Genomic DNA, 24,507 nt, shown 5'->3' on the forward strand with positions numbered 1-24,507 from the left:
CCTTCTCCGCCTCGCCGGACGGATCGTTAAAGGATGTCGACTGCGTGGCAGCGTAGCACTAATTTCGCGCGCGGCGCCGCGAGGCAGGTGTGGCGCCCGTCGCCGCTCACGCGCGCCAGTCACATATGCCCCATCAGTCTCTGGAGAAGGGTATCTGGTGTTTGCCCGCCTCACAGCGACACGTCGCGTCCGGTTGCCGTTCCGGTAGACCGTTCGCGCGTTTTGTCGCTGAAAGGCGGGCACGAATTGTGTCCACTCCAGCGACGGGCGGGTAGGACGTCAATGAACGCGAGGGCAGCTATTGCGGCGCATTTGGCGGAGGCGGCGCGGGCGCAGACGAGGTGCGGCGTGGCCTGATTGGGCCGCAATTGAGGCCGATTTTGCAATGCCAGGCGCTCGCCTGCGGTTGGGGCTCGTCGCAGCAAACGTCATCCGGCGATGTGGGCGACGGCTCCACGGTCGCCGACGGGTCCACCGTTGGCGACGGCTCCACCGTCGGAGCCGGGTCCGCCAGGTTGCTGGGCGACACATCAGCGTCGCCGATTCCGATGAGCGCCAGGGCAAACACGGCAGCGCCACCGCACGCCGCGGCTATCGTCCTGGCCTTTTGATTGGCCATGACACGAAATTTCAAATTCTTCGCGCTGAATGTATATAGGCGCGGCGGCCCAATCTGGCCGTCAGGAGGCGGCGCACATGTATTGCCCGTTGAGGACGCAATTCGCCGGTGGCGAGTAGGAACCGGTCAGCAGGCCTCTCATTCCCCCTGTGGCTGAACCACCGGGCGCGATGGTGCGATTCCAATTCGCGGGGGTGAGAACGTAATGCGTCCCGGATTGGGTAATCGTGCTATTCCATGTGTGCACGACGGATTCTCCGGCCGGCAAGTCGAATTCAAGCCGCCAATCGGTTAGCGGCACCGCGCTCGGGTTATTGACCGCAAAGCGGGCAATAAAACCGGTCTGCCACGTGTGTTCCACCGACAACGTCGCCGTCGCCGCGGCCGCATGAGCCACGGGGGTGGCGGCGAGCCCGAGGGTGGCGACTGCCAATGCCGACACGGTTACGTGAAGCGCTGTGCGCCAGCGCTTCACGCAATTATTCAGTCCGGACATAGCAGCCAACATTAAAGCCGAACAGGCGATAGCGGCCCGCGCAGCGCGGGTGAGCTGCTGTACCTTTGCGCAACCGAAACCGTTACGAAATTTTGGCTTCGACACGCCTGATCGGCGCCGCCCCGGGCCCGCTAACCTGACCAGGTGAATCGCTCGACGCTCAATGGCAATGCCGCCTCCATCCGGGAAGTGTGCGACGCCGGCCTGCTCGCCGGTGCGGTGACGGTGGTCTGGCAGCGCGGAGAGCTGCTACAGGTCAACGAAATCGGCTATCGCGACGTGGATGCGGGCCTGCCGATGCAGCGCGACACGCTGTTTCGCATCGCGTCGATGACCAAGCCAGTGACGGTAGCGGCGGTGATGAGCCTGGTCGACGAGGGCAAGCTGACGCTCAAAGATCCGGTCACCCGCTGGGCGCCGGAGCTGTCCGGCGTGCGGGTGCTCGACGATCCGCACGGGCCGCTGGACCGCACGCACCCGGTGAACCGCACCATCCTGATCGAGGATCTGCTCACCCACACCAGCGGGCTGGCGTACGGCTTCTCGGTATCCGGGCCGATCTCCAAGGCCTACATGCGGCTGCCCTTCAATCAGGGCCCGGACGCCTGGTTGGCCGAGCTGGCCAAGCTGCCGCTGGTGCATCAGCCCGGTGACCGCGTCACCTACAGCCACTCGATCGACCTGCTGGGCGTCATCGCCTCCCGCATCGAGGGCAAGCCGTTTTACGAGGTGCTCGACGAACGGATCCTGGGCCCGGCGGGCATGACCGACACCGGGTTCTTCGTTTCGCCCGAGGCGCGTCGCCGCGCCGCGACCATGTATTCACTCGACGAACAGAGCCGGCTGCATCACGGCGTGATGGGTCCACCGCACATCACGCCACCGTCGTTCTGCAATGCCGGCGGCGGATTGTGGTCGAGCGCCGACGATTACCTGCGGTTCGTGCGGATGCTGCTCGGCGGCGGAACGGTCGATGGCGTGCGGGTGCTTTCGGAAGAGTCCGTCCGGTCGATGCGGACCGACCGGCTCACCGAGGAGCACAAGCGGCACAACTTCTTGGGCGCGCCGTACTGGGTCGGCCGCGGATTCGGGCTGAATCTGTCGCTGGTGACCGATCCGGCCAAGAGCACACCGCTTTTCGGGCCCGGCGGCCTCGGCACGTTCAGCTGGCCCGGCGCCTACGGGACGTGGTGGCAGGCCGACCCCGGCGCGGACCTGATCCTGCTCTACCTGATTCAGAACCTGCCGGACCTGACCGTCGACGCCGCCACGGCCGTCGCCGGCAACACGTCGCTGGCCAAACTCCGCACGGCGCAACCGCGATTCGTCCGCAACACCTATCGCGCCCTCGACCTCTAAAGTCACATCCCGATGCCCGGATATCCACCCGACCGCATCAGCGGTCCGCGGCTGCTGCTGCGCCTACCCACGCTCGACGACGCCGGGGCGCTGTTCCAGCGGGTCGCCCGCGACCCGCAGGTCACCAAGTATCTGCTGTGGGCGCCGCACCCCGACGTGGCCGCGACGCGGCGCGTAATCACCGAAAAACTCAACGCCAGCGCGGACGAGAAGACGTGGGTCATCGAGTCGCGGCACCGCGGCGAGGTGATCGGGCTGGCCAGCTGCCGGCGCACCGCGCCGCACTCGGTCGAGGTCGGCTACTGCCTGGGCCGGCGCTGGTGGGGCAAGGGGTTGATGTCCGAGGTGCTCGGCATGCTGCTCACGGCGCTCGACGCCGATCGCGAGGTGTACCGCGTCTGGGCCACCTGCAGCGTGGACAACGAGCGCTCGGCGCGGCTGCTCGAGCACGCCGGCTTCTTCCTGGAGGGGCGGCTGGCCCGGCACGCGGTCTACCCCACGATGGGGCCCGAGCCACAGGACAGCCTGTTGTACGCCAAGATCCTGCGCTGACTAACCTTTTTCCGCCAGGCTGTCCTGCTCGAGCGCGCGGCGCGCGTAGGCCCGCACGTCGGCGTCGCCGTCCTTGAGCGCAAGCCCCAGCGCGTCCCGGGCGGCGGGCTCCCCGGCCCACCGGGTCAGGCTGAGCACGGCCGCCTTGCGCACGTCCAGATGGGCGTCGCCCAGCGCCACGGACAGCTGTGGAACCGCGAACTCGTCCGGCGCGCCGGCCAGCGCGCGGGCCGCGCCTTCCCGCACCTGCCAGGCCGGCGCCCGCAGCGCCTGCTTGATGGAGTCGTAATCATCGGGGCCGCAACCCAATTGGCCCAGCGCCGCCAGCGCGGCCGCGCGAACCAGCGGGTCGGAATCGGCGACGAGCCGGCGCACAGCGTCGGTAGCTGGGGCTGCTGCGGCCCTTAGCGTCGCCAGCCCGGCGGCCGCCGCGATGCGGACCTCGCGGTTCTCGTCACCGGCGGCGGCGACGACACCGGCCACGTCGTCGACGGACACCAGCGCCCGCACCGCCTCGATGCGAACCCGATGATCGACGTCGCCCAGGGCCCGGCGGTACTGCGCGGCGTCGCCGGCCCGGCGTGCGGCCAGCACGTACAGGGAGGCCGCGCGCACCGCCCGATCGACTGAATCCAGATGCTCTGCAACGCTTTCCGGCTGCGGCAGCACCTCGACCAGCTCGCGGATGCCCTCGGCGCCGGTGCGGCGGACCGAGGCGTCGCCGTCGCTGAGCGCGGCGACCAGGGCCGGCGCGTACCCGTCGGGGATGTGCTCGGTCAGCGTCGACACCGCGGTGCGCCGCACGCCGGGATCCGCGTCGGCGAGGTAGGGCCTCAGGTCGGCCATCGCGGGCTCCTCGAGCGCCAGGACCTTGGCGATGCGCGGCGAGGGCGGCTCGAATGCGGTTGCTGCCGAGGTGATTCGGGACACCGCGGTGGCCGGCGCCTGACCGCCGACCAGCGGCGGCTGCTCCACCGGGTACACGGTCTGGTCAGTGGGCGGCAGGCCGTCGAGCTCCGGGACGGGCACGAAGTACGGTGCCACCGGCCGCTTCAGGAACACCATTCCTTTTTCGGCGTCGCCTTGGGTCGCTTTGCGCAGGTTGAGGTGATAGCCCCATTGGTGGTCGTCGCGGCCGGGCAGATCGGCGCGATCGTGATAGAGGCCCCATCGCGATTCGGTGCGGGTGTGTGACGAACGGGCGGCCATCTCGGCGCAGTCCCGGATGAACGACACCTCCACCGCGCGCATTAGCTCGTGCGGATTGCGGGCGCCCATCTCGGCGATCTCGGCGCTCATCCGCTCGAAGGTGCGGATGGCCAGCGACAGCTTGGCCCCGGTCTTGGGCGGCGCGACGTAGTCGTTGACGAAGCGGCGCAGCTTGTACTCGACCTGCGGTTGGGGTGGGCCGTCCGGATGCCGCAGCGGCCGGTAGATCAGCTCGTGCGCCTCGCGCACCTGGTCTTCCGGAAGCTGTTGTGGCGCAACGACGTCGGCCAGCGTCGTGGCGGCGTGTGTGCCGGCCAGATCGCCGAACACGAACGCCCCGATCATGTAGTTGTGCGGGACGCAGGCCATGTCGCCCGCGGCGTACAGGCCGGGAACCGTCGTGCGGGCGTGCTCGTCGACCCACACACCCGATGCGGAATGCCCACTACACAGGCCGATTTCGGAGATGTGCATCTCGATGTCGTGGGTGCGGTAGTCGTGGCCGCGGTTGGCGTGGAAGGTGCCCCGGGTCGGCCGTTCGGTGGTGTGCAGGATGTTCTCCAGCGCGGTCAGCGTCTCGTCGGGCAGGTGCGACACCTTCAGGTAGATGGGTCCGCGCGCGGAGTCGATCTCGGTTTTGACCTCGGCCATCATCTGCCCCGACCAGTAGTCGGAGTCGACGAACCGTTCGCCGAGCGAGTTGACCTGGTAGCCGCCAAAGGGATTGGCGACATACGCGCATGCCGGTCCGTTGTAGTCCTTGATCAGCGGGTTGACCTGGAAGCACTCGATGCCGGACAGCTCCGCGCCCGCGTGGTAGGCCATCGAGTAGCCGTCGCCGGCGTTGGTGGGGTTCTCGTAGGTGCCGTACAGGTACCCCGACGCGGGCAGGCCGAGCCGCCCGCAGGCGCCGGTGGCCAGGATGACCGCCTTGGCGCCGACGGTGACGAATTCACCGGTGCGCGTGTTCAGGGCCGCCGCGCCCACGGCGCGGCCTTCGTGCGTGAGCACCCGGACCGGCATCAGCCGGTTCTCGATCTGGATCTTCTCGCGCATCGAGCGTTGCCGCAGCACGCGATACAGCGCCTTCTTGACGTCCTTGCCTTCGGGCATCGGCAGCACGTAGGAGCCGGAGCGGTGCACCCGGCGCACGGCGTATTCGCCGTGCTCGTTCTTTTCGAACTTCACGCCATAACGTTCCAGCCGCTGCACCATCGCGAAGCCGCGGGTGGCCGTCTGGTATACGGTGCGCTGGTTGACGATTCCGTCGTTGGCGCGGGTGATTTCGGCGACGTAGTCCTCGGGTTCGGCCTTGCCGGGGATCACCGCGTTGTTGACCCCGTCCATGCCCATCGCCAGGGCGCCGGAGTGGCGCACGTGGGCCTTCTCCAGCAGCAGCACCTGCGCGCCGTTCTCGGCGGCCGACAGCGCGGCCATGGTGCCCGCGGTGCCGCCGCCGATGACCAGGACGTCGCAGTCGAGCCGGGCCGGAGTCGCCGGGTCGGGAATCTGCATCATGCCGCCACCGCCGAGTGATTCAGTGCCGCAATGACTTCGGCGCGCAGTGCGGTGCGTTGCCGGTCGACGCGCGGCTCCGGAACGTCGATCAGGGTGCGCAGCGGCTGACCGGCCTTGCCCAGCACGGCGATCCGATCACCCAGCAGCAGCGCCTCGTCGACATCGTGCGTGACGAAGACGATCGTCGTCGGATGGGCACGCCAGGTGTCGATCAGCAGCCGCTGCATGGCCGTACGGGTCTGGGTGTCCAGTGCGCCGAAGGGCTCGTCCATCATCACCGCGCGGGGCGCACCGGCCAGCCCGCGGGCCAGCTGCACGCGCTGCCGCATGCCGCCGGACAGGCTCTTGGGCAGGTAGTCGCCGAAGCCGGTGAGGCCGAGCTCGGCGATCCAGCGGTCGGCCTCGGCGCGTCGGCCGGCCCGGGGGGCACCGCGCAGCCGCAGGGCCAGTTCGATGTTGGAACGCACGGTGCGCCAGGGCAGCAACGCGTTGTCCTGGAACACCATGCTGCGGTCGCCCGACGTGGTGGTCACCTCGTCGCCGTCGGCGACGATCCGGCCCTCGTCGGGTCGCAGCAGTCCCGCCAGGGCCCGCAGCACCGTCGACTTGCCGCAGCCCGAGGGGCCGGTGAGCACCAGGACCTCCCCGGGGCGCACCGTCAGGCTCAGCCCGTCGATCACCGCTTCTCCGTTGTAGGACAAGCGAACTCGATCCAGCTCCAGACTCACCCCGACAGTCATCGCTGCTCCTCCTCCGCGCGCGGTAGCCAGCTGGTAACCCGGCGGCCCGCGACCTCGACGGCCGCCGCCGTCGCGAAACCCAGCACGCCGATGGTGATGATGCCGACGAACACCTGCGGGTAGGCCAGCACCGTGTAGTCCTGCCAGGTGCGATAGCCGATCCCGAGCCGGCCCGAGATCATCTCCGCGGAGATCACGCAGATCCACGCCACGCCCATACCGACCGACAGGCCGCCGAACACCCCGGGCAGGATGCCCGGCAACACCACCCGCCTCAGCACATCGATCCGGCCGCCGCCGAGCGTGCGCACCGAGTCCTCCCACAGCGTGGGTAGCGCCCGCACCGCGTGCCGGGTGCTGACCAGGATCGGGAAGTAGGCCGCGAGGAAGGTAATGAACACGATGCCGGCCTCGTCGGTCGGGAACAGCAGGATCGCCACGGGGACGATCGCGATGGCAGGAACGGGCCTGACCAACTCCGTCAGCGGGCCGAATGTGTTGGCGAACAACCGCGAACGGCCGAGCAGCACGCCCGTCGCGACACCGACCACCGCGGCCAGTCCGAAGCCGGTGAGAATGCGGATCAGCGACTGCGCCAGGTCAAGCCAGTACTCGGAGGTTGTGAGCCGGCGTCCCAGCGCGTGCGCGATGTCGGCGACGGTGGGCAGCGTGTCGAAGCGCAGCAGCAGCCGGACCTTGTCGGCCGTGAGCACCTGCCACAGCCCGATCGCGGCGGCAACCGATGCCAGCCGCAGCAGCCGCCACCGCCAGGGAGACCCGGCACGCCGCGGGTGGACCGCCGCCGGGACCGGGTCGACGACCTGCGTGGCGACCGGGGCTGCCGGGTCGCCGGTGAGATAAGCGGTCATACCGAACCTCCAAGGGCCTGTTCGTAGTTCACGATGGCGCCGCCCGGGTGCGCGGCGAGATAACGACGCGCACCCGCCGGCGTTCCGAACGGCAGGTAGTTCTGTCCGTCCTTGACCCAGACCGCCTTGTCGGCGAACCACCGGGTGCCCAGCTCCGCGTCAGGAACGTAGGCGGCACGGACTCTGGCGCCGCGGGCGGTCGCGTCCCGCACCGCCCGAAGCAGACCGGTCGGGTTGGCGACAGTTTGGGTGGAATCCGAGCCGTCCAGCCACAGTTCGCTGGCCAGGGCGGGATCCCCGCGCAGCGCGGACGGGTTGGCGGTGGCGGCCCGGGCCGCGTCGTAGTTCAGGCCGCGGGCGCCGAACACGGACCGCAACGGCCCGTCCTGCACGAAGGCGGCGACGTCGAGGTCGGCGAAGTCGCCGATCGACTTCAGCTATGGCACATCGTTTTTCAACGCCTCGATCAGCGACGGCTTGAGAGTGGTATCGAACGAGGTGCCGCCGGGCCCGTTGTAGAGGTACACCACTTCCTGCGCCAGCCCGGCCGCTTGGGCGACGATCCGGGCCGCCTCCAGCGGCTTGGCGTTGAGGAAGTCTCCTGCGTCCAGTTGCGCCTGCAGGAAAGCACCCAGCACTTCCGGATGAGCCGACGCATAGGAGCGCCGGACCACCACGCCGTGCAGCGTGGGCAGGTTCAGCTCGGCGCCGTCGTAGAGCAGCTTGGCCTTGCCTGCGAACACCAGCAGACCCGGCCAGGCGACGAACTGTGAAAGACCTTGCACCTGACCGGATTCCAGAGCAGAAGCACCGATTTGCGGCTGCTGGTTGAGCACCTCGACGCCCTTGATCCCGGCCCTGTCCAGCGCCCGCACCAACGTGCCGTGGCCCGCCGAGCCGACGCTCGCCGAGACCTTGGAGCCGGCGAGGTCGCCCAACGTGGTCGCCGGTGACCCGGGCGCCACCACCACCATGTTGAGGGCGCCCTTGGGGTTGTAGCCGGTGATGGAGACGATCTCGGTTCTCGCCAGCGGGTTGGCCTGCGTCTTGGAGCCGTTGATCAGCATGGGATAGTCGCCCATCGAGCCGATGTCGATCTTCTCGGCGAGCATCTGGGCGGTGATCGGGGCGCCGGTGTCATAATCCTGCCACCGCACCGCGTATTTGGTGCCGGTGCGGGTGGTGATGTCGGCCAGGCGGCGTTCCAGGTAGCCCTGCGCCCGCAGCAGCGTGCCGGCGGTGACGGTGTTGATGGTCTTGGATTGATAGCCCACCACCACGTTGACCACACCGGAGGACTGTGACAGGGATTCGAGCGAGCAACCGGAGGTGAACGCGGCGATCGCGATCACCACCGACGCCAGCCGGGTGGCGCGTCGTTTCATGAATGATCCTGGGGTCGAATGCTTTTCAGCGAAGGAGATAGGGCATGTTGACGGTGACGGCGCCGGTGGGACAGCGGGCCGCGCAGGGCCCGCAGTACCAGCACTCGTCGACATGCATGAAGGCCTTGCCGGTGTCGGGGTTGATGGCCAGCGCATCGAGCGGGCAGACCTCCACGCACAGCGTGCAGCCGTCGATACACAACGACTCGTCGATCGTGACCGGCACGTCGGCGCGGGTGTTGTTGATCAGCGTCATGGGTTACTCCTCATTGGCTCGGCTCTAACGAGATTGCCCCGCATGGTGATTCGATCGCCCCGCATCCGGATGTACTCCAAGTCGACGGGTGTGCCGTCGGCGAGGCTGGTGAGCCGCTCCAGCATCAGCAGCGCCGCCCCGTCGGGCACCTGCAGGGTTGCCGCCGAATGCGCATCGGCCGGAATGGCCTCGAGCGCCAGCGCCGCCGAGCCCAATCGTTGCCCGCTGACCTCCTCGATGAGCTCGAACAGGTCGTTTGTCTCCAGCGGATGGTTCAGCACCTCGCGGCCCAGCTCAGGGGCGAGGTAGGTGAGGTCCAGGCTGAGCGGTAGGTCGCCCAGGTAGCGCAGCCGCTCGACGAACACCGGCCGCTCGCCCGGTCGCAACCGCAACCGGCGGGCCACCGACGGCGGCGCGGTGACAGGCATCGCGGCGCGCACCTCGTTGCGGACCTCACCGAGATCCTTGAACGCTTCCTTCAGGCCCAGTAGCGCGTCGAGCCCGTGGTCGTACTTGCGCTGCGCGACGTGCGTGCCGACCTTGGGTCCGCGGTCGATCAGCCCCTCATGCTTGAGGACTGCCAGTGCCTCGCGAATGGTGTTGCGCGACACCGAGAATTCGGCGGCCAGCTCCAGCTCGGGGGGCAGGCCCCCCGGGTAGGCGTCGGCGTGGATCTGTTGGCGCACCACATCGGCGACCCGGCGGGCGCGATTGGCCCGGGAGTCTTGAATATCCCGGCTGGGTGCTGGTTGCGCCACGGCAGTCACGCTAACGCAGCTCAGGGCCGTTTTTCGGCTCGCCCATGTGGCCCCGCGGTGACGGCCGGACGCATTGCGCCGGGCGGCCTCGAGGCCCGACCAGCTAAAACCGCCCCCCGCTACGGCATTGCGCCACCTGCGAGAATCCGGCGGCTTTGCGATCCTGGTGAGCAGAACCTGCCACGCCGCGGAACCTGACGATTCCCCCATGAAGGACTCGACGAAGGAAGATGGCTTGCATGACTGACGTCTCCAAACACGCGCTGACCAAGGTTCCCGCCGTCACCTTGGGCTTCTGGGTCATCAAGGTGCTGGCGACGACCTTGGGCGAGACGGGCGGCGACACCGTCACGATGACGCTGAATTGGGGCTACGCCGCCGGGGTCGCGATTTTCGGGGTGGCGCTGGTGGTGTTGGTCGCGGCCCAGATCCTCGCCAAGCGTTTCCATGCGGCCCTCTACTGGGCGACGATCGTGGCCTCGACGACGTTCGGCACGGTGCTGGCCGATTTCGCCGACCGATCGCTGGGCATCGGCTACACGGGCGGGTCGCTGGTGCTCCTGGCGTGCCTGCTGGCCATCCTGGGTCTCTGGCGATGGTCACAGGGCAGCGTGTCGGTCAGCACCGTCTCGACACCCAAAGTCGAGGCTTTTTACTGGGCGACCATCACGTTCTCGCAGACACTGGGTACCGCGCTCGGCGATTGGCTGGCGGACACGCGCGATTTCGGGTACGAACGCGGCGCACTGGTTTTCGCTGTCGGGCTGGCCGCGGTGGCGGCCCTGTACTTCTGGACGTCGATCTCGCGTGTCGCCTTGTTCTGGGTCGCGTTCATCCTCACCAGGCCGCTCGGGGCGACGGTGGGCGACTTCATCGACAAGCCCGTGGCCGACGGCGGCCTGGCGTGGAGTCGCCCGCTGGCCTCGGCGGTGCTCGCGGCGCTCATCGCGGTCTTGATCATCGTCATACCGCAGCGTCCGGGCCGCCACCCGGGTGAGCTGAAAGGCGATGCGGCGGAATCGCCTCCGGGCGCCACTGTCGATGAAGCGGACCGGGACACACGCTGACCGGCCGCCCGACCGAGGGTCGGGCTGCCGCAGGACGTAGCGTTGAAACATGCGAGTCCTGCTCGTTGAGGATGAACCGCGGCTGTCCGCCACCGTGGCCAGGGGGCTCAAGGCCGAGGGGTTCGTCGTCGTGGCCGTGGGCAATGGGGTGGATGGCCTGCGTGAGGCCAGCGAAAACGCTTTTGACGTAGTCGTTCTCGACATCATGCTGCCCGGGCTCAGCGGTTATGAGGTGCTGCGCCGGATGCGTTCGCACAACGTGTGGACCCCGGTGCTCATGCTGACCGCCAAGGACGGTGAGTATGACGAAACCGACGCCTTCGACCTGGGAGCGGATGACTATCTGACGAAGCCGTTCTCGTTCCGCGTGCTGGTGGCGCGGCTGCGGGCGCTGATTCGCCGCGGCGCACCGGCGCGGCCGGTAGTGATGAAAGCGGGGACCCTGGCCCTGGATCCCGCCCGGCACACGGTGAAACGGGGCTCGACCCCGATCGCGCTGACGCCCCGCGAATACGGGTTGCTCGAGTTCCTGATGCAAAACAAGGACGTAGTGGTGACCAAGGCCGAGATATTGCAGAACGTCTGGGACGCGCATCACCACGGCCCCGACAACGTGGTAGAGGTCTACGTGGGGTATCTGCGACGCAAGATCGATGTTCCTTTCAATACCAACACCATCGAGACGATTCGGGGCGTCGGTTACCGACTGCTGGGCTGAGACACGGGCAGCGTCACGATCATCTTCGTTCCACCGCGGGGCGGGTCGTCGATGGTGACCGCGCCCCCATGCGCGGCGACGACCTCGGCGACGATCGCCAAGCCCAGCCCGGTCCCTCCCCCACTGCGGGCCCGATCCGAATCCAGGCGCACGAAACGTTCGAATACCCGGCTCCGGTCAGCCGGGGCGATTCCGGGGCCGTCGTCGCTGACGCTGAGGACCGCCGCCCCGTCCTGCCCGACTACTTCGATGGCGACACACGAAACCGCGTGGCGGACGGCGTTTTCGACGAGGTTACGGATCATCCGCGACATGGCCGCCGGGTCGGCCTCCAGGCGCACCGGACGGATGTCGGTGTGAATCACGCATTGCGTGTCACGCCGCGCACGGTCCGCTTCAGCGTGCGCGACGTCGTCGAGCGCCACCTGTTCCGTGCGCCGCAGCAGCGTCTGTTCGTCGGCGCGGGCCAGCAGCAGCAGGTCCTCGATCAGCGTGTGCATGCGCCGCGCCTCGGGCAGCAAGGCGTTGACCGCCAATTCGGCGTCGAGCAGATCGGGGTGCGCCTCGGCCACTTCCAGTCCGGAGATGATCGTCGTCAGCGGGCTGCGCAGCTCGTGGGAGGCGTCGCCGACAAAGCGTTGCTGCGCACGGTGACCCGCCTCCAAACGCGAGAGCATCTCGTTCATGGTGACGGCCAGGGCCGCGATCTCGTCGTGCCCGTCGGGCACCGGTACCCGCTCGGCCAGATCGGACGTCGAAATGTCGGCGACCCTGGTCCGGATGGCGTCCACCGACTGCAGCGACCGTCGCACCAGCCAGTAGGTTGCGGCCGCCACCACCCCGACGATCACCGGTGCGCTGCAGGCCCACAAGATCGCCAGAGTCCGCGCGGTCGCCTCGACCGCCTCGCTGCCTCCCCCGACCAGCACCGTGTACACACCGGATCGGGTCGCGACCTTCTGACCACTGACACGCATGTCGTCACCGGCCACCGCGTCGTCGGGCAGGCCGCGGCGCAGGTTGAAGTCGAACTCGCTCGGGCCGACCAGCGGTGTTTTCGGTGCGGACCCGGATCGCTTGACCACCTTGCCATCCGGACCGATCAGTTGGGTTGCGACCACCCGCTGGTCGGTGGTCAGCAACGCGTTGTCAAGGTCGTCGGGCGAGTCGGACTGCAGCGCCTTGGTGATGTCGCCGACCCTTTCGGCGGCGGCGTAGTCGACGCCCGCCAGCAACTTGCGGTACAAGACCGCGTCCAAGCCCGCGCCGGCAACGCCGAGGGCACACAGCACGACGATCGCCGACACGGCCGCCGAACGAGCCGAAATGCCCAGGTGCGCGGGGCGCCACGAACGCTCTCGCCCGCTTCGCCGAGACGGCCAGAAACCGGATATCCGCACGCCCTCGATTCTGCAGCCCCGCCGGTCCGGGCGAAAACATCGAGCTCAGCGCGTTCTCAGCGGCCTCTCAGCGGCAGCGTCTTACGCTAGCGTCGTCATGCTTGGTACTGCACGCCCTGGGCGTCGTAACGATCGTGCGATCACCCGAATGCTGCTCTGCGCGGCCGTCGTCTTCAGCTGCGGCGCGCTGGGAGCGGCCCCGGCCGGTGCCGACCCGAGCCCGTTCAACACCCTGAGCTCGAGCTGCAATCAGACGGCCCCCGGGGGCAGGGACGCGCTCCTTCAGGGGATCCGGCGGGGTATCGCCGACTGGTCGCCGGCGGCACCGCACACCTCTGCCCGCACCATTTGCGGCGCGAATCCGGCTCCGACAACCGGGTGATCGCTCAGCTGTCGGCGACCGACGGCACGGCAGGGGCGTCGTTGGCACCGTTGATGCGTGCCCCATTGGTTCCGGACGCGTCCGCGGGCAGCTCGAAAGCCGCGGTCACCGACCCCACCGCCGCCATCGCGGCATTGCGCTGCGCCTCCATTCGGGCCAGCGCGGTCTCGGTGAAGACCGACAGCCCGAGATCGTGATTGTAGCCGTGGATTTCTTTGACGTCGAGTTGGGCCAGGAAGTAGACGATCTCCTTGGAGACCACCTGGCCGGGCACCAGCACCGGGAATCCGGGTGGGTAGGGCACCACGAACGTGGTCGACACCAGCGTCTTGCCCTCGGCCAGCCGCCGGCCGGCGGTGCCGATCAGCACATGCTCTCGATCGGATTCCTCGTATCCGGCGTAGAAGGCCGAGCGCATGTCGCCGAACTTGCACTCATCGACGGGCTTGAAGGCGACGTCGAACTCACTGAAGTCGGGCAGATGCGGCAGATCCTCGGTGATCTCCTCGACGTGACGCTCCTGCAACTCCCGGTCGGCGACGCTGGCCGCCTTCTCTGTGCGGTCGAAATCGATTGCCACCCTTCGCAACACGTCGAGCAGGTAGTGGACGCTCGACCATGTGACACCGATCGTGAAGATCAGCAGCACGCTGTTGATCGACGTCTTGTTGATCTGGATGCCGAATCGCTCCATCAGGATCTTCTCGCGGAAGTCATAGCCGTTCATCCCGGTCTTGCCGACGAACAGCGTGACTCGCGTCGGGTCCAGCACGAACTGATCGGAACGCCACGCCTCGTTCCACTCGGCCAGGGCACCCTGCCTGATCGATGCGGTCGAGCTGACCGCCGACTCGCGGAATTCCTCGGGCACCAGATCCGATTCGTCGAGAATCCGGAACCACCTGCTGATCAACCGGTCCTTACGCACCCGGTGCCGGAAGACCAGCGCCATGTCGTAGACCTGCCGGACCAGTTGGAAGCCTTCGATGTCGACCTGGCGCCGGGCCAGGTCCAGGGACGCCAGCAGCTGCTGGTTCGGTGACGTCGAGGTGTGGGTCAGGAACGCCTCACCGAAGGAGTCGCGGGTGAGCGCGTTGAAATCCTGGTCGCGCACGTGGATCATCGACGCCTGCCGCAACGCCGACAGCGATTTGTGCGTGGAGTGCGTGGCATACACGCGCACCCGCGCGGCGGCCGGATCGGGCATCAGCTTGCGCTCGGTCCACTCCGATCGGTCGACCCCGGCCATGGATGCGGCCCATTTCCGGTATTCCTCGGCGTATTCCGGTGATGCCAGCATCTGCTCGAGACGGTCGGCAGAAACCATCGCGGTCCGCTGCCGGGCCCACGGCACGGCCGTGGCGAACGCGTACCACGCCTCGTCCCACAGAAAGCAGATGTCGGGCTTGATCGCCAGCACCTCCTGCATGACCTGCATGGGGTTGTAGACGACACCGTCGAAGGTGCAGTTGGTCAGCAGCAGCATGCGCACCCGGTGCAACTGACCGGCCGCTTCCAGGTCCAGCAGCGTCTGCTTGATGGTGCGCAGCGACACCGCACCATAGATCGCGAACTGCGGCAGCGGATACGCGTCCAGATACAGCGGGTAGGCGCCGGCCAGCACCAGCCCGTAGTGGTGCGACTTGTGGCAGTTGCGGTCGATCAGCACGATGTCGCCCGGCCGGGTCAGCGACTGCACCACGATCTTGTTGGCGGTCGAGGTCCCGTTGGTGACGAAGTAGGTGTGGTCGGCGTTCCACGTCTTCGCGGCCTTGTCCATCGCCTTTTTGATGTTGCCGTGCGGGTCGAGCAACGAGTCGAGGCCACCGGACGTGGTGGAGGTTTCGGCCATGAAGATGTTGCGGCCGTAGAACTCCCCCATGTCCTGCAGCGACCTGGAGTTGAAAATGCTGGCGCCGCGCGCGACGGGGAGGGCGTGGAATTGGCCGACCGGTGCCGCGGCATACGCGCGCAATGCGTCGAAAAACGGTGTGGCGTAGCGGTTTCGCAGGCCGGCGAGCACCGTGCTGTGCAGGTCGGTGACGTCGTTGAGCCGGTAGAACGTCCGGTCGTAGACGTCGGGCTCGGTGTCATCGCCGGCGGCGATCGACTCGTCGGTCAGCAGATACAGGTCGATGTGGGGCCGCAGCTCCCTGATCCACTCGCCACACTCCACCCAGTCGTTGGCGCGGTCCGGAATCACGTCCCCCGCATCCTCGTTGGGCCCGAGCAGCGTGTTCATCAAGGGCAACCGGTCGCGGGACCGAAGCGGCAGGTCGTCGCGGATGATCGCGGCCTGGATCTCCCCGTTCAGCGCGACCGCGGTGATCGCGTCCTCGACGCTGGGAACCACCAGGATTTCGAACTGCACGTCGTCGGATGGACAGCGCAGCGCGCGCAGGCACTCGGCCAGGCTGTCCGGCGCGGTGCTCGGGGCGTCGTCGGCGAGCAGCACGGTGTAGAAGTGCTGCTGCTTGGCCTGGGCGACCAGCTCCTGGTCGTCCAGCGGCGCCGAGGTGTCGAAAAGCCCAGCGCGGTCGCCATATTCACTCAGCAATCGCACGGCCAAGGAAACCTCTTCGGTGAGCCGCACGGTGGACAGGCTTTCCAGGTGGGCGCGGAAGATCGCCAGATTCGCCGCACCGGGGTACAACCAGTACCGCTCGTAGGCGGCGATGCGGTCCATCAACCGTTTCACCCGCGCCACGTCGTGGGCCTTGTCCAGTCCGGCGAGGTCCACCTCGGCGAGGTGACGGCAGGCGTCGTCGAGCAGGTTCCAGGTGTCGACCCGGGCGTATGACGGGTTGGCCACGGCCGCCAACGCGGACACTCGAAGTCGTCGCGGCTGGGTGCTGTATCGAATCATGACCTCACCTGCTCTTGTCGGATCGCCGCCGCTGACGTGCCGCTCGTATTGTCAACCCGCCGCGCGACGCCCGTGGTCGTTTCACCGGAGCTCGATCAATCCGCCTCGTCGTCGCTGTCCACGTCACCCTCTATTACCCGCCGTCGCCCCCGGGCGCCGTCCGTCCACCGCAGCATCGGCAGCTCCCAGCGGCGGGCCGGCAACTCGGTGACATCGGTGAGCGACCTCACCACGCCCTGCGTCAGCCCCATGATCGCGGCCATCACCGGCAGCAGCGGCTGCAGCGGCTTGGCCGCCGAGCGCACCGTGCTGATGCGGCGGGCGACGAGCACCCGTTCGACGCAGTGATAGAGCCAGGCGCCCACACCGAGCGCGTAGATCGAGAGCACCGAGGCGACGATGGTCAGCCCGTATGCGGCGCAGATCACCGCACCCAGCACCACCGTCGCGGCCAGGACGGCCGCGATGAGCAGGCGCAGCTCCAACCGGGTCATGGCTGCGGTCCGTGGTCCTCCGGTGTCATGTCGGAACCCACCGCGCCCCGGACCGCCCGGGCGGCGGCCCTGATCTGCGGCGTCACCAGCATGACGTGGCCCAGAACCCCATTGACGAAGCCCGGCGAGTCGTCGGTGGACAGTTCCTTGGCCAGCTGGACGGCCTCGTCGACCGCGACCGGCTCCGGCACGTCGTCCGCATACAGCAGCTCCCAGACCGCGACCCGCAGGATGGCGCGGTCCACGGCGGGCAGCCGGTCCAGCGTCCAGCCCTGCAGATGCGAGCTGATCAGGTCGTCGATGTGCGCGGCCTGTTCGCCGACGCCCAGGGCCACCGCAGCCGTATACGGCTGCAGGGCCGCGATTTCCGCGTTCGTTTCGGCGAGCCCGGTGCGGACGTCGACGATCTCCGCCGGGCTCAGCCCACGGGCCTCGGCTTCGAACAACAGGTCGACGGCACGTTTGCGGGCTTGATGGCGTCCCCTGACGGGTCTGCTCACGCGTTGACGCGCCCCAGGTAGCTGCCGTCACGCGTGTCGACCTTCAGCTTGTCTCCGGTGTTGATGAACAGCGGCACCTGGATTTCGGCCCCGGTCTCGACGGTGGCGGGCTTGGTGCCGGCACTGGACCGGTCGCCCTGCAGGCCCGGCTCCGTGTGCGTGACTTCCATCTCGACCGACACGGGCAGCTCGATGTACAACGGAGCGCCGTCGTGGAAGGCCACCTGCACCGGCAGGCCCTCCAGCAGGAACCGGGCCGCGTCGCCGACCAACGACTCGGGCAGCGGGTGCTGCTCGTAATCCTGGCTGTCCATGAACACGAAGTCCGACCCGTCGCGGTAGAGGTAGGTGGTGTCGCGCCGGTCGACGGTGGCCGTCTCCACCTTCACGCCGGCGTTGTAGGTCTTGTCGACGACCTTGCCGGAGAGCACGTTCTTCAGCTTGGTCCGCACGAATGCGGGGCCCTTGCCCGGTTTGACGTGCTGGAACTCGACGATCTGCCAGAGCTGGCCGTCGATCACCAGCACCAGTCCGTTCTTGAAATCGGCAGTGCTTGCCACGGTTCGGTATATCTCCTCGGACGTTGGACAGTCGTCTGCGGAACTGTCTGTGACTTGTCGGCTAGTTTAGAGCGCTCCGCGGTCGCGCCCCCCGGGCCGGGGTCGGGCGGTGACGCGCGAAACCCCATGAGCGGTGCACCTCCGGGACTACGCCAAAACGGTCAGCTCCTTGGGGAACTTCGTCAGCAATTCCGGGGGCTTGCCGCGAGCCTCGTCGGGCACCACCAGCGTGTCCTCGATGCGCACCCCACCGCGGCCGGGCAGGTAGACGCCGGGCTCCACGGTCACCACGGATTCGGCCAGCAACGTGCCGGTCGACGTGGCGCCGATGCCGGGCGCTTCGTGGATTTCCAGGCCCACGCCGTGGCCCAGGCTGTGGCTGAATTGCTCGCCATAGCCGGCGTCGGCGATCACCTGGCGTGCCGCGGCGTCCACCTCGCGCAGGTCGGCGCCGGCGTGCAGCGCCTCGCGGCCGGCCCGCTGCGAGTCGGCGACCAGGCGGTAGATCTCCAGCTGCCAGTCGGCGGCCTTGCCCAGCACGAAGGTGCGGGTCATGTCGGAGTGATAACCGCCGACCAGCGCGCCGAAGTCGATCTTGACGAAGTCGCCGCCCGCCAGCACCGCATCGGTGGGGCGGTGATGCGGGATCGCCGAATTCGGTCCGGCGGCCACGATGGTCTCGAATGAGATCGCGTCGGCGCCGTGGTCCAGCATCAGGGCCTCCAGCTCGCGGCTGACCTCGCGTTCGGTCCGCCCGGGCCGCAGGCCGCCACGCGCGACCAGCTCGGTCAGTGCCGCGTCGGCCGCCTCGCAGGCCAGCCGCAGCAGCGCGACCTCACCGGCGTCTTTGACCTCACGCAGTGCCTCGACCGTTCCGGCCGCCTTGACCAGCTCGGTGCCCGACTTCCGCTCGTCCAGCTCCCGGGTCAGGGCGTCGAATCCGTCGACGGTCACCACGTTGCTCTCGAAGCCCAGCTTGTGCGCGCCCGCCTCGGCGGCCCGTGCGGCCAGGTGACGTCCCAGCGCGCGTTCGATCGCGACTTCGAGGTCCGGTGCCTGCTCGGCCGCCTGGGTCCGGTATCGCCCATCGGTGGCCAGCACCGGGCCGCGATCGTCGGCGAACACCAGCAACGCGCCGTTGGACCCGGTAAAACCGGAGAGGTAACGGACGTTCACCAGGTCCGTGACCAGCAGCGCATTCAATCCGGCGGCCTCGAGTCGCGCCCTGAGCCTGTTTCGACGCTGTGAATGTGTCACGGGTCTTGACGGTACTCGCTACGCTTTTGGGCCATGAGTAACTGGATGCTGCGCGGATTGGTCTACGCCGCGGCGATGGTCGTGGTCCGATTGTTCCAGGGTGCGTTGATCAACGCGTGGCAGACGCAGGCGACGCTGTTCAGCGTGTTGCTGCTGCTTGTGTTCATCATCGGCGTGATCATCTGGGGGATTCGCGACGGCCGGGCCGACGCCATCGCCAACCCCGACCCGGATCGCCGCGGCGACTTGGCCATGACCTGGCTGCTCGCCGGCCTGGTAGCCGGTGTGCTCAGCGGAGCCGTCACCTGGCTGATCGCGACCTTTTACAGCGGCCTGTACACCGGGGGGCTGCTCAATGAGCTGACGACGTTCGCCGCCTTCACCGCCCTGATTGTCTTCGTGCCGGGAATCATCGGCGTGACCATCGGGCGCTGGCGAGTCGATCGCAATCCGCCGGCACGCCGGCCCGGCACCGACGAGGACCGGGCCGACACTGACGTGTTCTCCGCGGTGCGCGCCGACGACGCGCCCACCGGCGAGATTCCCACGCAGGGGTCGCCTGCCCACACCGAGGAGCGGACCGCGTCCGTCGCCACGGCCGAGCGCGAGGCGCCCACCGACAAGGTGTCCACCACCGAATCACCGACCGAGACGATCGCCAAGCCCGGCGACGACCCGAAGACCGAGGTGATCCGCACCCGCGGCGGCGACGATGCAGAGCGAAGCGATGAGGAGGAGCGGCGCAAATAGCCGCGACGAGCACACCAGGCCCGGCAAGGAACACGACAAGGACTAGCTTTTGGCGCCTTGCTCGCCGGCCAGATAGCGCAGGGCGAGCAGATAGCCCTGCACCCCCAGCCCGACGATCACGCCGGTCGCTACCGGGCTGAGGTAGGAGTGTCGCCGAAACTCCTCGCGCGCATAAACATTGGAGATGTGCACCTCGATCAGGGGGGCACCCAACTCGGCGCACGCGTCGCGCAGCGCCACCGATGTGTGGGTGAGCCCGCCGGCGTTGAGGATCACCGGGTCGCCCGCGTCGGCGGCGGAATGGATCCAGTCCAGCAGTTCTGCTTCGTTATCGCTCTGTCGCACAACGGCTTTGAGGCCGAGCGCGTCGGCCTCCCGCTCGATCAGCGCGGCCAGTTCATCGTGGGTCGTGTCGCCGTAAACGTCCGGCTCACGCAGGCCCAGCCGCCCCAGGTTCGGGCCGTTGATGACGTTCACGGTCGTGGTCATGGCACCTCCGCGAGTCCGGCATAGGCAGCCGCCAGCAGTGACGGGTCGGGACCCGCCAGCCGGCCCGGCTTGGCCAGGCCGTCGAGGACAACGAACCGCAGCACCCCGGCGCGCGACTTCTTGTCTCCCGCCATGAATTCCAGCAACTGCGGCAACGCGTCGGCGTCGTAGCTGACCGGCAGGCCGAGCGCGGACAGAATGGTGCGGTGCCGCTGCGCGGTGGCGTCGTCGAGGCGGCCGGCCAGCCGGGCCAGCTCGGCGGCGAAGACCAGGCCCACCGATACCGCGGCGCCGTGCCGCCACTGGTAGCGCTCGCGGCGCTCGATCGCGTGCCCCAACGTGTGCCCGTAGTTGAGGATTTCGCGCAGCTCCGACTCTTTCTCGTCGGCGGCCACCACCTCCGCCTTGACGGCGATCGCACGGCGGATCAGCTCCGCCAGCACGTCACCCGACGGGTCGACCGCGGCCTGCGGATCGGCCTCGATGAGGTCGAGAATCACCGGATCGGCGATGAATCCCGCCTTGACGATTTCGGCCATCCCCGCGACAAGTTCGTTGGGCGGCAACGTCTGCAGCGTCGACAGGTCGACCAGAACGGCGTGTGGCTGATGGAACGACCCGACCAGGTTCTTGCCCGCGTCGGTGTTGATCCCGGTCTTGCCACCGACGGCCGCGTCGACCATGCCGAGCAGCGTGGTGGGCACGTGCACGATGTCGACGCCGCGCAGCCACGTGGCGGCCGCGAACCCGGCGACGTCGGTCGCCGCTCCGCCGCCGAGGCTGACCAACGCGTCTTTGCGCCCAATCCCGATGCGGCCCAAGACTTCCCACAGGAAGCCGACCACCGGGAGGTCCTTGCCCTCCTCGGCGTCCGGGATTTCGATGCGGTGCGCGTCAACGCCCTTGTCCGCCAGCCGGCTTCGGATCACCTCGGCGGTCTCCGTCAGCACCGGCTGATGCACGATGGCGACCTTGTGCCGGCCGCAGAGAAGTTCGTCCAGCTCGCCCAGCAGGCCGGTACCGATGATCACCGGGTACGGCGGGTCGACGGCCACCTCGATGGTGACCGGATCGCCAAGATCACTCATGTGGCGGCTCGGCAGGGATCAGGGGCGGGCGCCTCCAACCGCGACACGATATAGCGCACCACCGCGCCGGGATTGCGCCGGTTGGTGTCGACGCGGATGGTCGCCGCCCGCCGGTACAGCGGGCTGCGTTCGGCCAGCAGCGCGCGGTACTTGTCGGCGCGATCGGGTCCGGCCAGCAGCGGGCGCACGGTGTTGCCGCCGGTGCGCCGCACGCCTTCGCTGGCGCTGATCTCCAGGTAGATGACGGTGTGTCCGGCGAGCGCCTCGCGCACCCCAGGGCTGGTGACCGCGCCGCCCCCGAGTGACACCACGCCGTCGTGGTCGGCCAGCGCGGCGCGCACCACGCCCTCCTCGATGCGCCGGAATTCCGGCTCGCCGTCGGTGCCGAAGATGTCGGCGATGCGGCGCCCGGTCTGCTGCTCGATGGCCACGTCGGTGTCCAGGAAATCGACCCCGAGCGCCTTGGCCAGCCGCCGGCCGATTGTGGACTTGCCCGACCCGGGCAGCCCCACCAAAACCGCTTTGGGCGCCATTACGCGGTGCCCCGGGCGGCCGGCGACTCCCGCTCGGCGACCGCCTGCCGGTAGGCGTCGACGTTGCGGCGGGTTTCGGCCAGCGAATCGCCACCGAACTTCTGCAGCGCCGCCCGGGCCAGCACCAGCGCCACCATGGCCTCGACCACCACACCGGCGGCCGGCACCGCGCACACGTCCGAGCGCTGGTGGATCGCGACGGCCTCGTCGCCGGTCGCCATGTCGACGGTGGCCAGCGCCCGCGGCACCGTCGAGATGGGCTTCATCGCGGCGCGCACCCGCAGCGGCTGGCCGTTCGTCATGCCGCCTTCCAGGCCGCCCGCGCGGTTGGTCGAGCGGATCACGCCGTCGGGGCCGGGGTACATCTCGTCGTGGGCACGGCTGCCGCGGCGGCGTGCCGTCTCGAAACCGTCGCCGATCTCGACGCCCTTGATCGCCTGGATACCCATGACGGCGGCGGCGAGTTGGCTGTCGAGCCGGTTGTCGCCACTGGTGAACGAACCCAGCCCGACGGGCAGGCCCACGACCACCACCTCGACCACACCGCCGAGCGTGTCGCCGTCCTTCTTGGCGGCTTCGATCTCGGCGATCATCGCCTCCTCGGTCGCCTTGTCGAAGGCGCGCACCGGGCTCGCGTCGATCGCGGGCAGGTCGCCCGGGCCCGGCGGCGGGCCCTCGTAGGGCGCGGACGGGCCGATCGCGACCACGTGCGACAGCACCTCGACGCCGAGCGCCTGACGCAGAAACGCGCGGGCGACGGTCGCGGCCGCGACGCGGGCCGCGGTCTCGCGGGCGCTCGCCCGCTCCAGCACCGGCCGCGCGTCATCGAAGCCGTACTTGAGCATGCCCGCGTAGTCGGCGTGGCCGGGCCGGGGCCGGGTGAGCGGCGCATTGCGCGCGCTGTCCGCCAGCTCCCCCGGGTCGACCGGGTCGGCGGCCATCACGGTCTCCCACTTCGGCCATTCGGTATTGCCGATCTCGACGGCGATGGGCCCGCCCAGGGTGACGCCGTGACGCACCCCGGACAACACGCTCACCGCGTCACGCTCGAAGGCCATCCGGGCGCCGCGGCCGTAACCGAGACGGCGCCGGGCCAGCTGTTCGGCGATGTCGAGGGAGGTGATCTCCACACCGGCGACCATGCCTTCGAGCACGGCCACCAGCGCGCGGCCATGCGATTCCCCAGCAGTGATCCAACGCAACACGGGTCCCATCTTCCCATGTCGAGTTCCGAAAAGCCGATTCGCGCAGTCCGCGGCGGTAGCGGGTCCGCGCGCGGCGCGGGTCAGAAGAAACTGCTCTGCGGCAGGTCCGCGCCGTTGACGGCGATATCGCCGAGCACCCGCGCCTTATAGACGGTCGGATTGTGCGAGAACAACGTCCGCAGGTTGCGCCAGTGCCGGTCCAACAATGCCGAGGCCTGCACGGCCGAAGCGCCCCCGGCGTCGAAGATGCGCGAGGCGGCCCGCAGCGCGGGCTCCTGGATCGCGACCTTGACGCGCGCGGCCGCGATCGACGACCTGGTTTCGAGATCGGGGTCGATCCCGGTGTCGCGCGCCGCCTCCAACGCGAGTCCCAGCTCGACCGCCGCGCTGTGCACCAACGCCTGCGCGGCGTAGGCCACGGCGTCGATCTCGCCGACGATCTGCAGCAGCTGGGGTTCCGAGGTGGGCTCGTCGACGCTGGCGAATGTGTAGGTGCGTCCCCGGCCGCGCACCAGCGCCGCGGCGTCTTCGGTCAGGGACCGCAGGATGCCGCCGGCTATCGCGTGCAGGTACAGCTGCATCAGCGCGCCCCGGGCGCGGTTCACCCCGATCGTGTCGGCCATCGGAAACACCTCGTCGGGCGCGACCACGACGTCGTTGAATACCGTTGTGCCGCTGCCTGTTTGGCGCTGGCCGATGCCGTCCCAGTCGTCGAGGTGCTCGACACCGGTCCGGTCCACCGGGATCACCACGGCGGTCGGGGTGTTGTCGTCGTCCTGCGCGGTGATGCGCAGATAATCGGAGAACTGCGCACCGGTGCTGTAGAACTTCCGGCCGCGCAGCCGCAGTCCGTCCGGGGTCGACACCAGCCGGGTGTCACGCTCGTTGCCCCCGATCGACTTCTGGCTCTTCTCGGCGTTGGCGCCGCCGATCAGCCCGCCGGCGGCGATCACCGCGATCCACCGGTCGCTGCCCGGCGGCCGGGGCGTGACCTGTAACTCCTCCACCAATGCGTAGTGGATTCGCAGGATGTGGGCCACGTCGGGATCGGCCGCGGCGAGCGCGATGAGATGGTCGAAGAATCGGGCCACCGAGTAGCCGGCGCCGCCGTGCTCGCGGGCCAATCGCACCGCGCCCCACCGATGGTCGCGGACGAGTTGGAGGCCGCGCAGGGGTGGCCGCGTTCCGCCCTCGGCCAACCGCTGGCGGTAGTCGGCGGCGATTTCGGCGAGCACCCCGTCGACCCCCGCCGGGTATTCGTCGGATCCAACGGGCACGGGAGCAAAGCCTCTCTGGGCGAATAACTGTCGTACGCCAGCCCGAAAGGCTGTCAGGAGCGGACGTTACCGGCAACGGTTTGCAGCGTCCTGAATTTTTCGCCCAACACCGACTTTGATCCGCGCCGATTCCCCGATGACGATGCGATAAGCCGCGAAG

The 24,507-nt window shown here is 68.5% G+C and carries 22 protein-coding genes and 1 pseudogene; 5 read left to right on the forward strand and 18 right to left on the reverse strand.

Annotated elements, in window-relative coordinates; translation table 11 throughout:
• Window positions 1–680: 680 nt before the first annotated feature.
• Entirely contained in the window at window positions 681–1,115 is a 435-nt protein-coding gene (locus AC5Y4H_RS05825) for a cellulose-binding domain-containing protein (protein ID WP_499979357.1), read from the reverse strand.
• 144 nt (window positions 1,116–1,259) lie between these two features.
• On the opposite strand from AC5Y4H_RS05825, the gene AC5Y4H_RS05830 reads away from it, so the two are divergent.
• Entirely contained in the window at window positions 1,260–2,474 is a 1,215-nt protein-coding gene (locus tag AC5Y4H_RS05830) for a serine hydrolase domain-containing protein (protein ID WP_499979358.1), read from the forward strand.
• 12 nt (window positions 2,475–2,486) lie between these two features.
• Window positions 2,487–3,026: a GNAT family N-acetyltransferase gene (locus AC5Y4H_RS05835; RefSeq protein WP_499979360.1), complete on the forward strand. Its 540-nt coding sequence runs from the start codon at window positions 2,487–2,489 to the stop codon at window positions 3,024–3,026.
• Here the strand turns inward: AC5Y4H_RS05835 and AC5Y4H_RS05840 are convergent, their stop codons facing one another.
• The 6 genes and pseudogenes from AC5Y4H_RS05840 to AC5Y4H_RS05865 form a co-directional block, all read right to left on the reverse strand.
• A complete protein-coding gene (locus AC5Y4H_RS05840; protein ID WP_499979361.1) occupies window positions 3,027–5,753 on the reverse strand; it encodes a fumarate reductase/succinate dehydrogenase flavoprotein subunit in 2,727 nt (908 codons plus the stop codon).
• Window positions 5,750–6,493 (reverse strand): ABC transporter ATP-binding protein, encoded by a 744-nt coding sequence (locus AC5Y4H_RS05845; protein ID WP_499979363.1) that lies wholly within the window; start codon window positions 6,491–6,493, stop codon window positions 5,750–5,752. Before AC5Y4H_RS05845 ends, AC5Y4H_RS05840 begins: the two co-directional genes overlap by 4 nt.
• Window positions 6,490–7,362: an ABC transporter permease gene (locus AC5Y4H_RS05850; protein WP_499979365.1), complete on the reverse strand. Its 873-nt coding sequence runs from the start codon at window positions 7,360–7,362 to the stop codon at window positions 6,490–6,492. Before AC5Y4H_RS05850 ends, AC5Y4H_RS05845 begins: the two co-directional genes overlap by 4 nt.
• Window positions 7,359–8,747, reverse strand: a pseudogene (locus tag AC5Y4H_RS05855) (ABC transporter substrate-binding protein). Before AC5Y4H_RS05855 ends, AC5Y4H_RS05850 begins: the two are co-directional and overlap by 4 nt.
• 25 nt (window positions 8,748–8,772) lie before the next feature.
• On the reverse strand, window positions 8,773–9,003 hold the full coding sequence (locus tag AC5Y4H_RS05860; RefSeq protein WP_008258228.1) for a 4Fe-4S dicluster domain-containing protein: 231 nt from the start codon (window positions 9,001–9,003) through the stop codon (window positions 8,773–8,775).
• Complete coding sequence (locus AC5Y4H_RS05865) at window positions 9,000–9,770, reverse strand: GntR family transcriptional regulator (RefSeq protein WP_499979366.1); 771 nt, start codon at window positions 9,768–9,770, stop codon at window positions 9,000–9,002. Before AC5Y4H_RS05865 ends, AC5Y4H_RS05860 begins: the two co-directional genes overlap by 4 nt.
• 221 nt (window positions 9,771–9,991) lie before the next feature.
• Between AC5Y4H_RS05865 and AC5Y4H_RS05870 the strand changes: the two genes are divergently transcribed.
• On the forward strand, window positions 9,992–10,828 hold the full coding sequence (locus AC5Y4H_RS05870; RefSeq protein WP_499979368.1) for a COG4705 family protein: 837 nt from the start codon (window positions 9,992–9,994) through the stop codon (window positions 10,826–10,828).
• 49 nt (window positions 10,829–10,877) lie between these two features.
• The gene (locus AC5Y4H_RS05875) at window positions 10,878–11,546 is read left to right on the forward strand and encodes a response regulator transcription factor (RefSeq protein ID WP_499979369.1); all 669 of its coding nucleotides are present in this window, start codon (window positions 10,878–10,880) and stop codon (window positions 11,544–11,546) included.
• On the opposite strand, the gene AC5Y4H_RS05880 is transcribed toward AC5Y4H_RS05875, so the two are convergent.
• From AC5Y4H_RS05880 to AC5Y4H_RS05905, 6 genes are all read right to left on the reverse strand, one after another.
• Window positions 11,528–12,940, reverse strand: coding sequence for a sensor histidine kinase (locus AC5Y4H_RS05880; protein WP_499979579.1), 1,413 nt, complete (start codon window positions 12,938–12,940; stop codon window positions 11,528–11,530). The genes AC5Y4H_RS05875 and AC5Y4H_RS05880 overlap by 19 nt on opposite strands.
• A gap of 392 nt (window positions 12,941–13,332) precedes the next feature.
• On the reverse strand, window positions 13,333–16,194 hold the full coding sequence (locus tag AC5Y4H_RS05885; RefSeq protein WP_499979370.1) for an aminotransferase class I/II-fold pyridoxal phosphate-dependent enzyme: 2,862 nt from the start codon (window positions 16,192–16,194) through the stop codon (window positions 13,333–13,335).
• 95 nt (window positions 16,195–16,289) lie between these two features.
• Window positions 16,290–16,688, reverse strand: a complete 399-nt coding sequence (locus tag AC5Y4H_RS05890; protein ID WP_499979371.1) for an antitermination protein NusB — start codon at window positions 16,686–16,688, stop codon at window positions 16,290–16,292.
• Entirely contained in the window at window positions 16,685–17,188 is a 504-nt protein-coding gene (gene nusB, locus AC5Y4H_RS05895) for a transcription antitermination factor NusB (protein ID WP_499979372.1), read from the reverse strand. Before nusB ends, AC5Y4H_RS05890 begins: the two co-directional genes overlap by 4 nt.
• On the reverse strand, window positions 17,185–17,748 hold the full coding sequence (gene efp / locus AC5Y4H_RS05900; protein WP_067932358.1) for an elongation factor P: 564 nt from the start codon (window positions 17,746–17,748) through the stop codon (window positions 17,185–17,187). Before efp ends, nusB begins: the two co-directional genes overlap by 4 nt.
• 147 nt (window positions 17,749–17,895) lie before the next feature.
• Window positions 17,896–19,005, reverse strand: a complete 1,110-nt coding sequence (locus AC5Y4H_RS05905) for a M24 family metallopeptidase (protein WP_499979373.1) — start codon at window positions 19,003–19,005, stop codon at window positions 17,896–17,898.
• 33 nt (window positions 19,006–19,038) lie between these two features.
• Between AC5Y4H_RS05905 and AC5Y4H_RS05910 the strand changes: the two genes are divergently transcribed.
• On the forward strand, window positions 19,039–19,755 hold the full coding sequence (locus AC5Y4H_RS05910) for a B-4DMT family transporter (protein ID WP_499979374.1): 717 nt from the start codon (window positions 19,039–19,041) through the stop codon (window positions 19,753–19,755).
• Between the two features lie 42 nt (window positions 19,756–19,797).
• Here the strand turns inward: AC5Y4H_RS05910 and aroQ are convergent, their stop codons facing one another.
• The 5 genes from aroQ to AC5Y4H_RS05935 form a co-directional block, all read right to left on the reverse strand.
• The gene (gene aroQ / locus AC5Y4H_RS05915) at window positions 19,798–20,244 is read right to left on the reverse strand and encodes a type II 3-dehydroquinate dehydratase (RefSeq protein WP_499979375.1); all 447 of its coding nucleotides are present in this window, start codon (window positions 20,242–20,244) and stop codon (window positions 19,798–19,800) included.
• A complete protein-coding gene (gene aroB, locus AC5Y4H_RS05920) occupies window positions 20,241–21,332 on the reverse strand; it encodes a 3-dehydroquinate synthase (RefSeq protein WP_499979376.1) in 1,092 nt (363 codons plus the stop codon). Before aroB ends, aroQ begins: the two co-directional genes overlap by 4 nt.
• Window positions 21,329–21,865 carry a shikimate kinase gene (locus tag AC5Y4H_RS05925; protein WP_499979378.1) on the reverse strand — a complete coding sequence of 179 codons (537 nt, stop codon included), beginning with the start codon at window positions 21,863–21,865 and terminating at the stop codon, window positions 21,329–21,331. Before AC5Y4H_RS05925 ends, aroB begins: the two co-directional genes overlap by 4 nt.
• Complete coding sequence (gene aroC / locus AC5Y4H_RS05930) at window positions 21,865–23,070, reverse strand: chorismate synthase (protein ID WP_499979379.1); 1,206 nt, start codon at window positions 23,068–23,070, stop codon at window positions 21,865–21,867. The genes AC5Y4H_RS05925 and aroC overlap by 1 nt, the downstream gene beginning before the upstream one ends.
• Window positions 23,071–23,150: 80 nt before the next feature.
• Window positions 23,151–24,347 carry an acyl-CoA dehydrogenase family protein gene (locus tag AC5Y4H_RS05935; RefSeq protein ID WP_499979380.1) on the reverse strand — a complete coding sequence of 399 codons (1,197 nt, stop codon included), beginning with the start codon at window positions 24,345–24,347 and terminating at the stop codon, window positions 23,151–23,153.
• Between the last annotated feature and the right edge of the window lie 160 nt (window positions 24,348–24,507).

The sequence above is a fragment of the Mycobacterium sp. NGS58 genome (genome assembly GCF_059812385.1).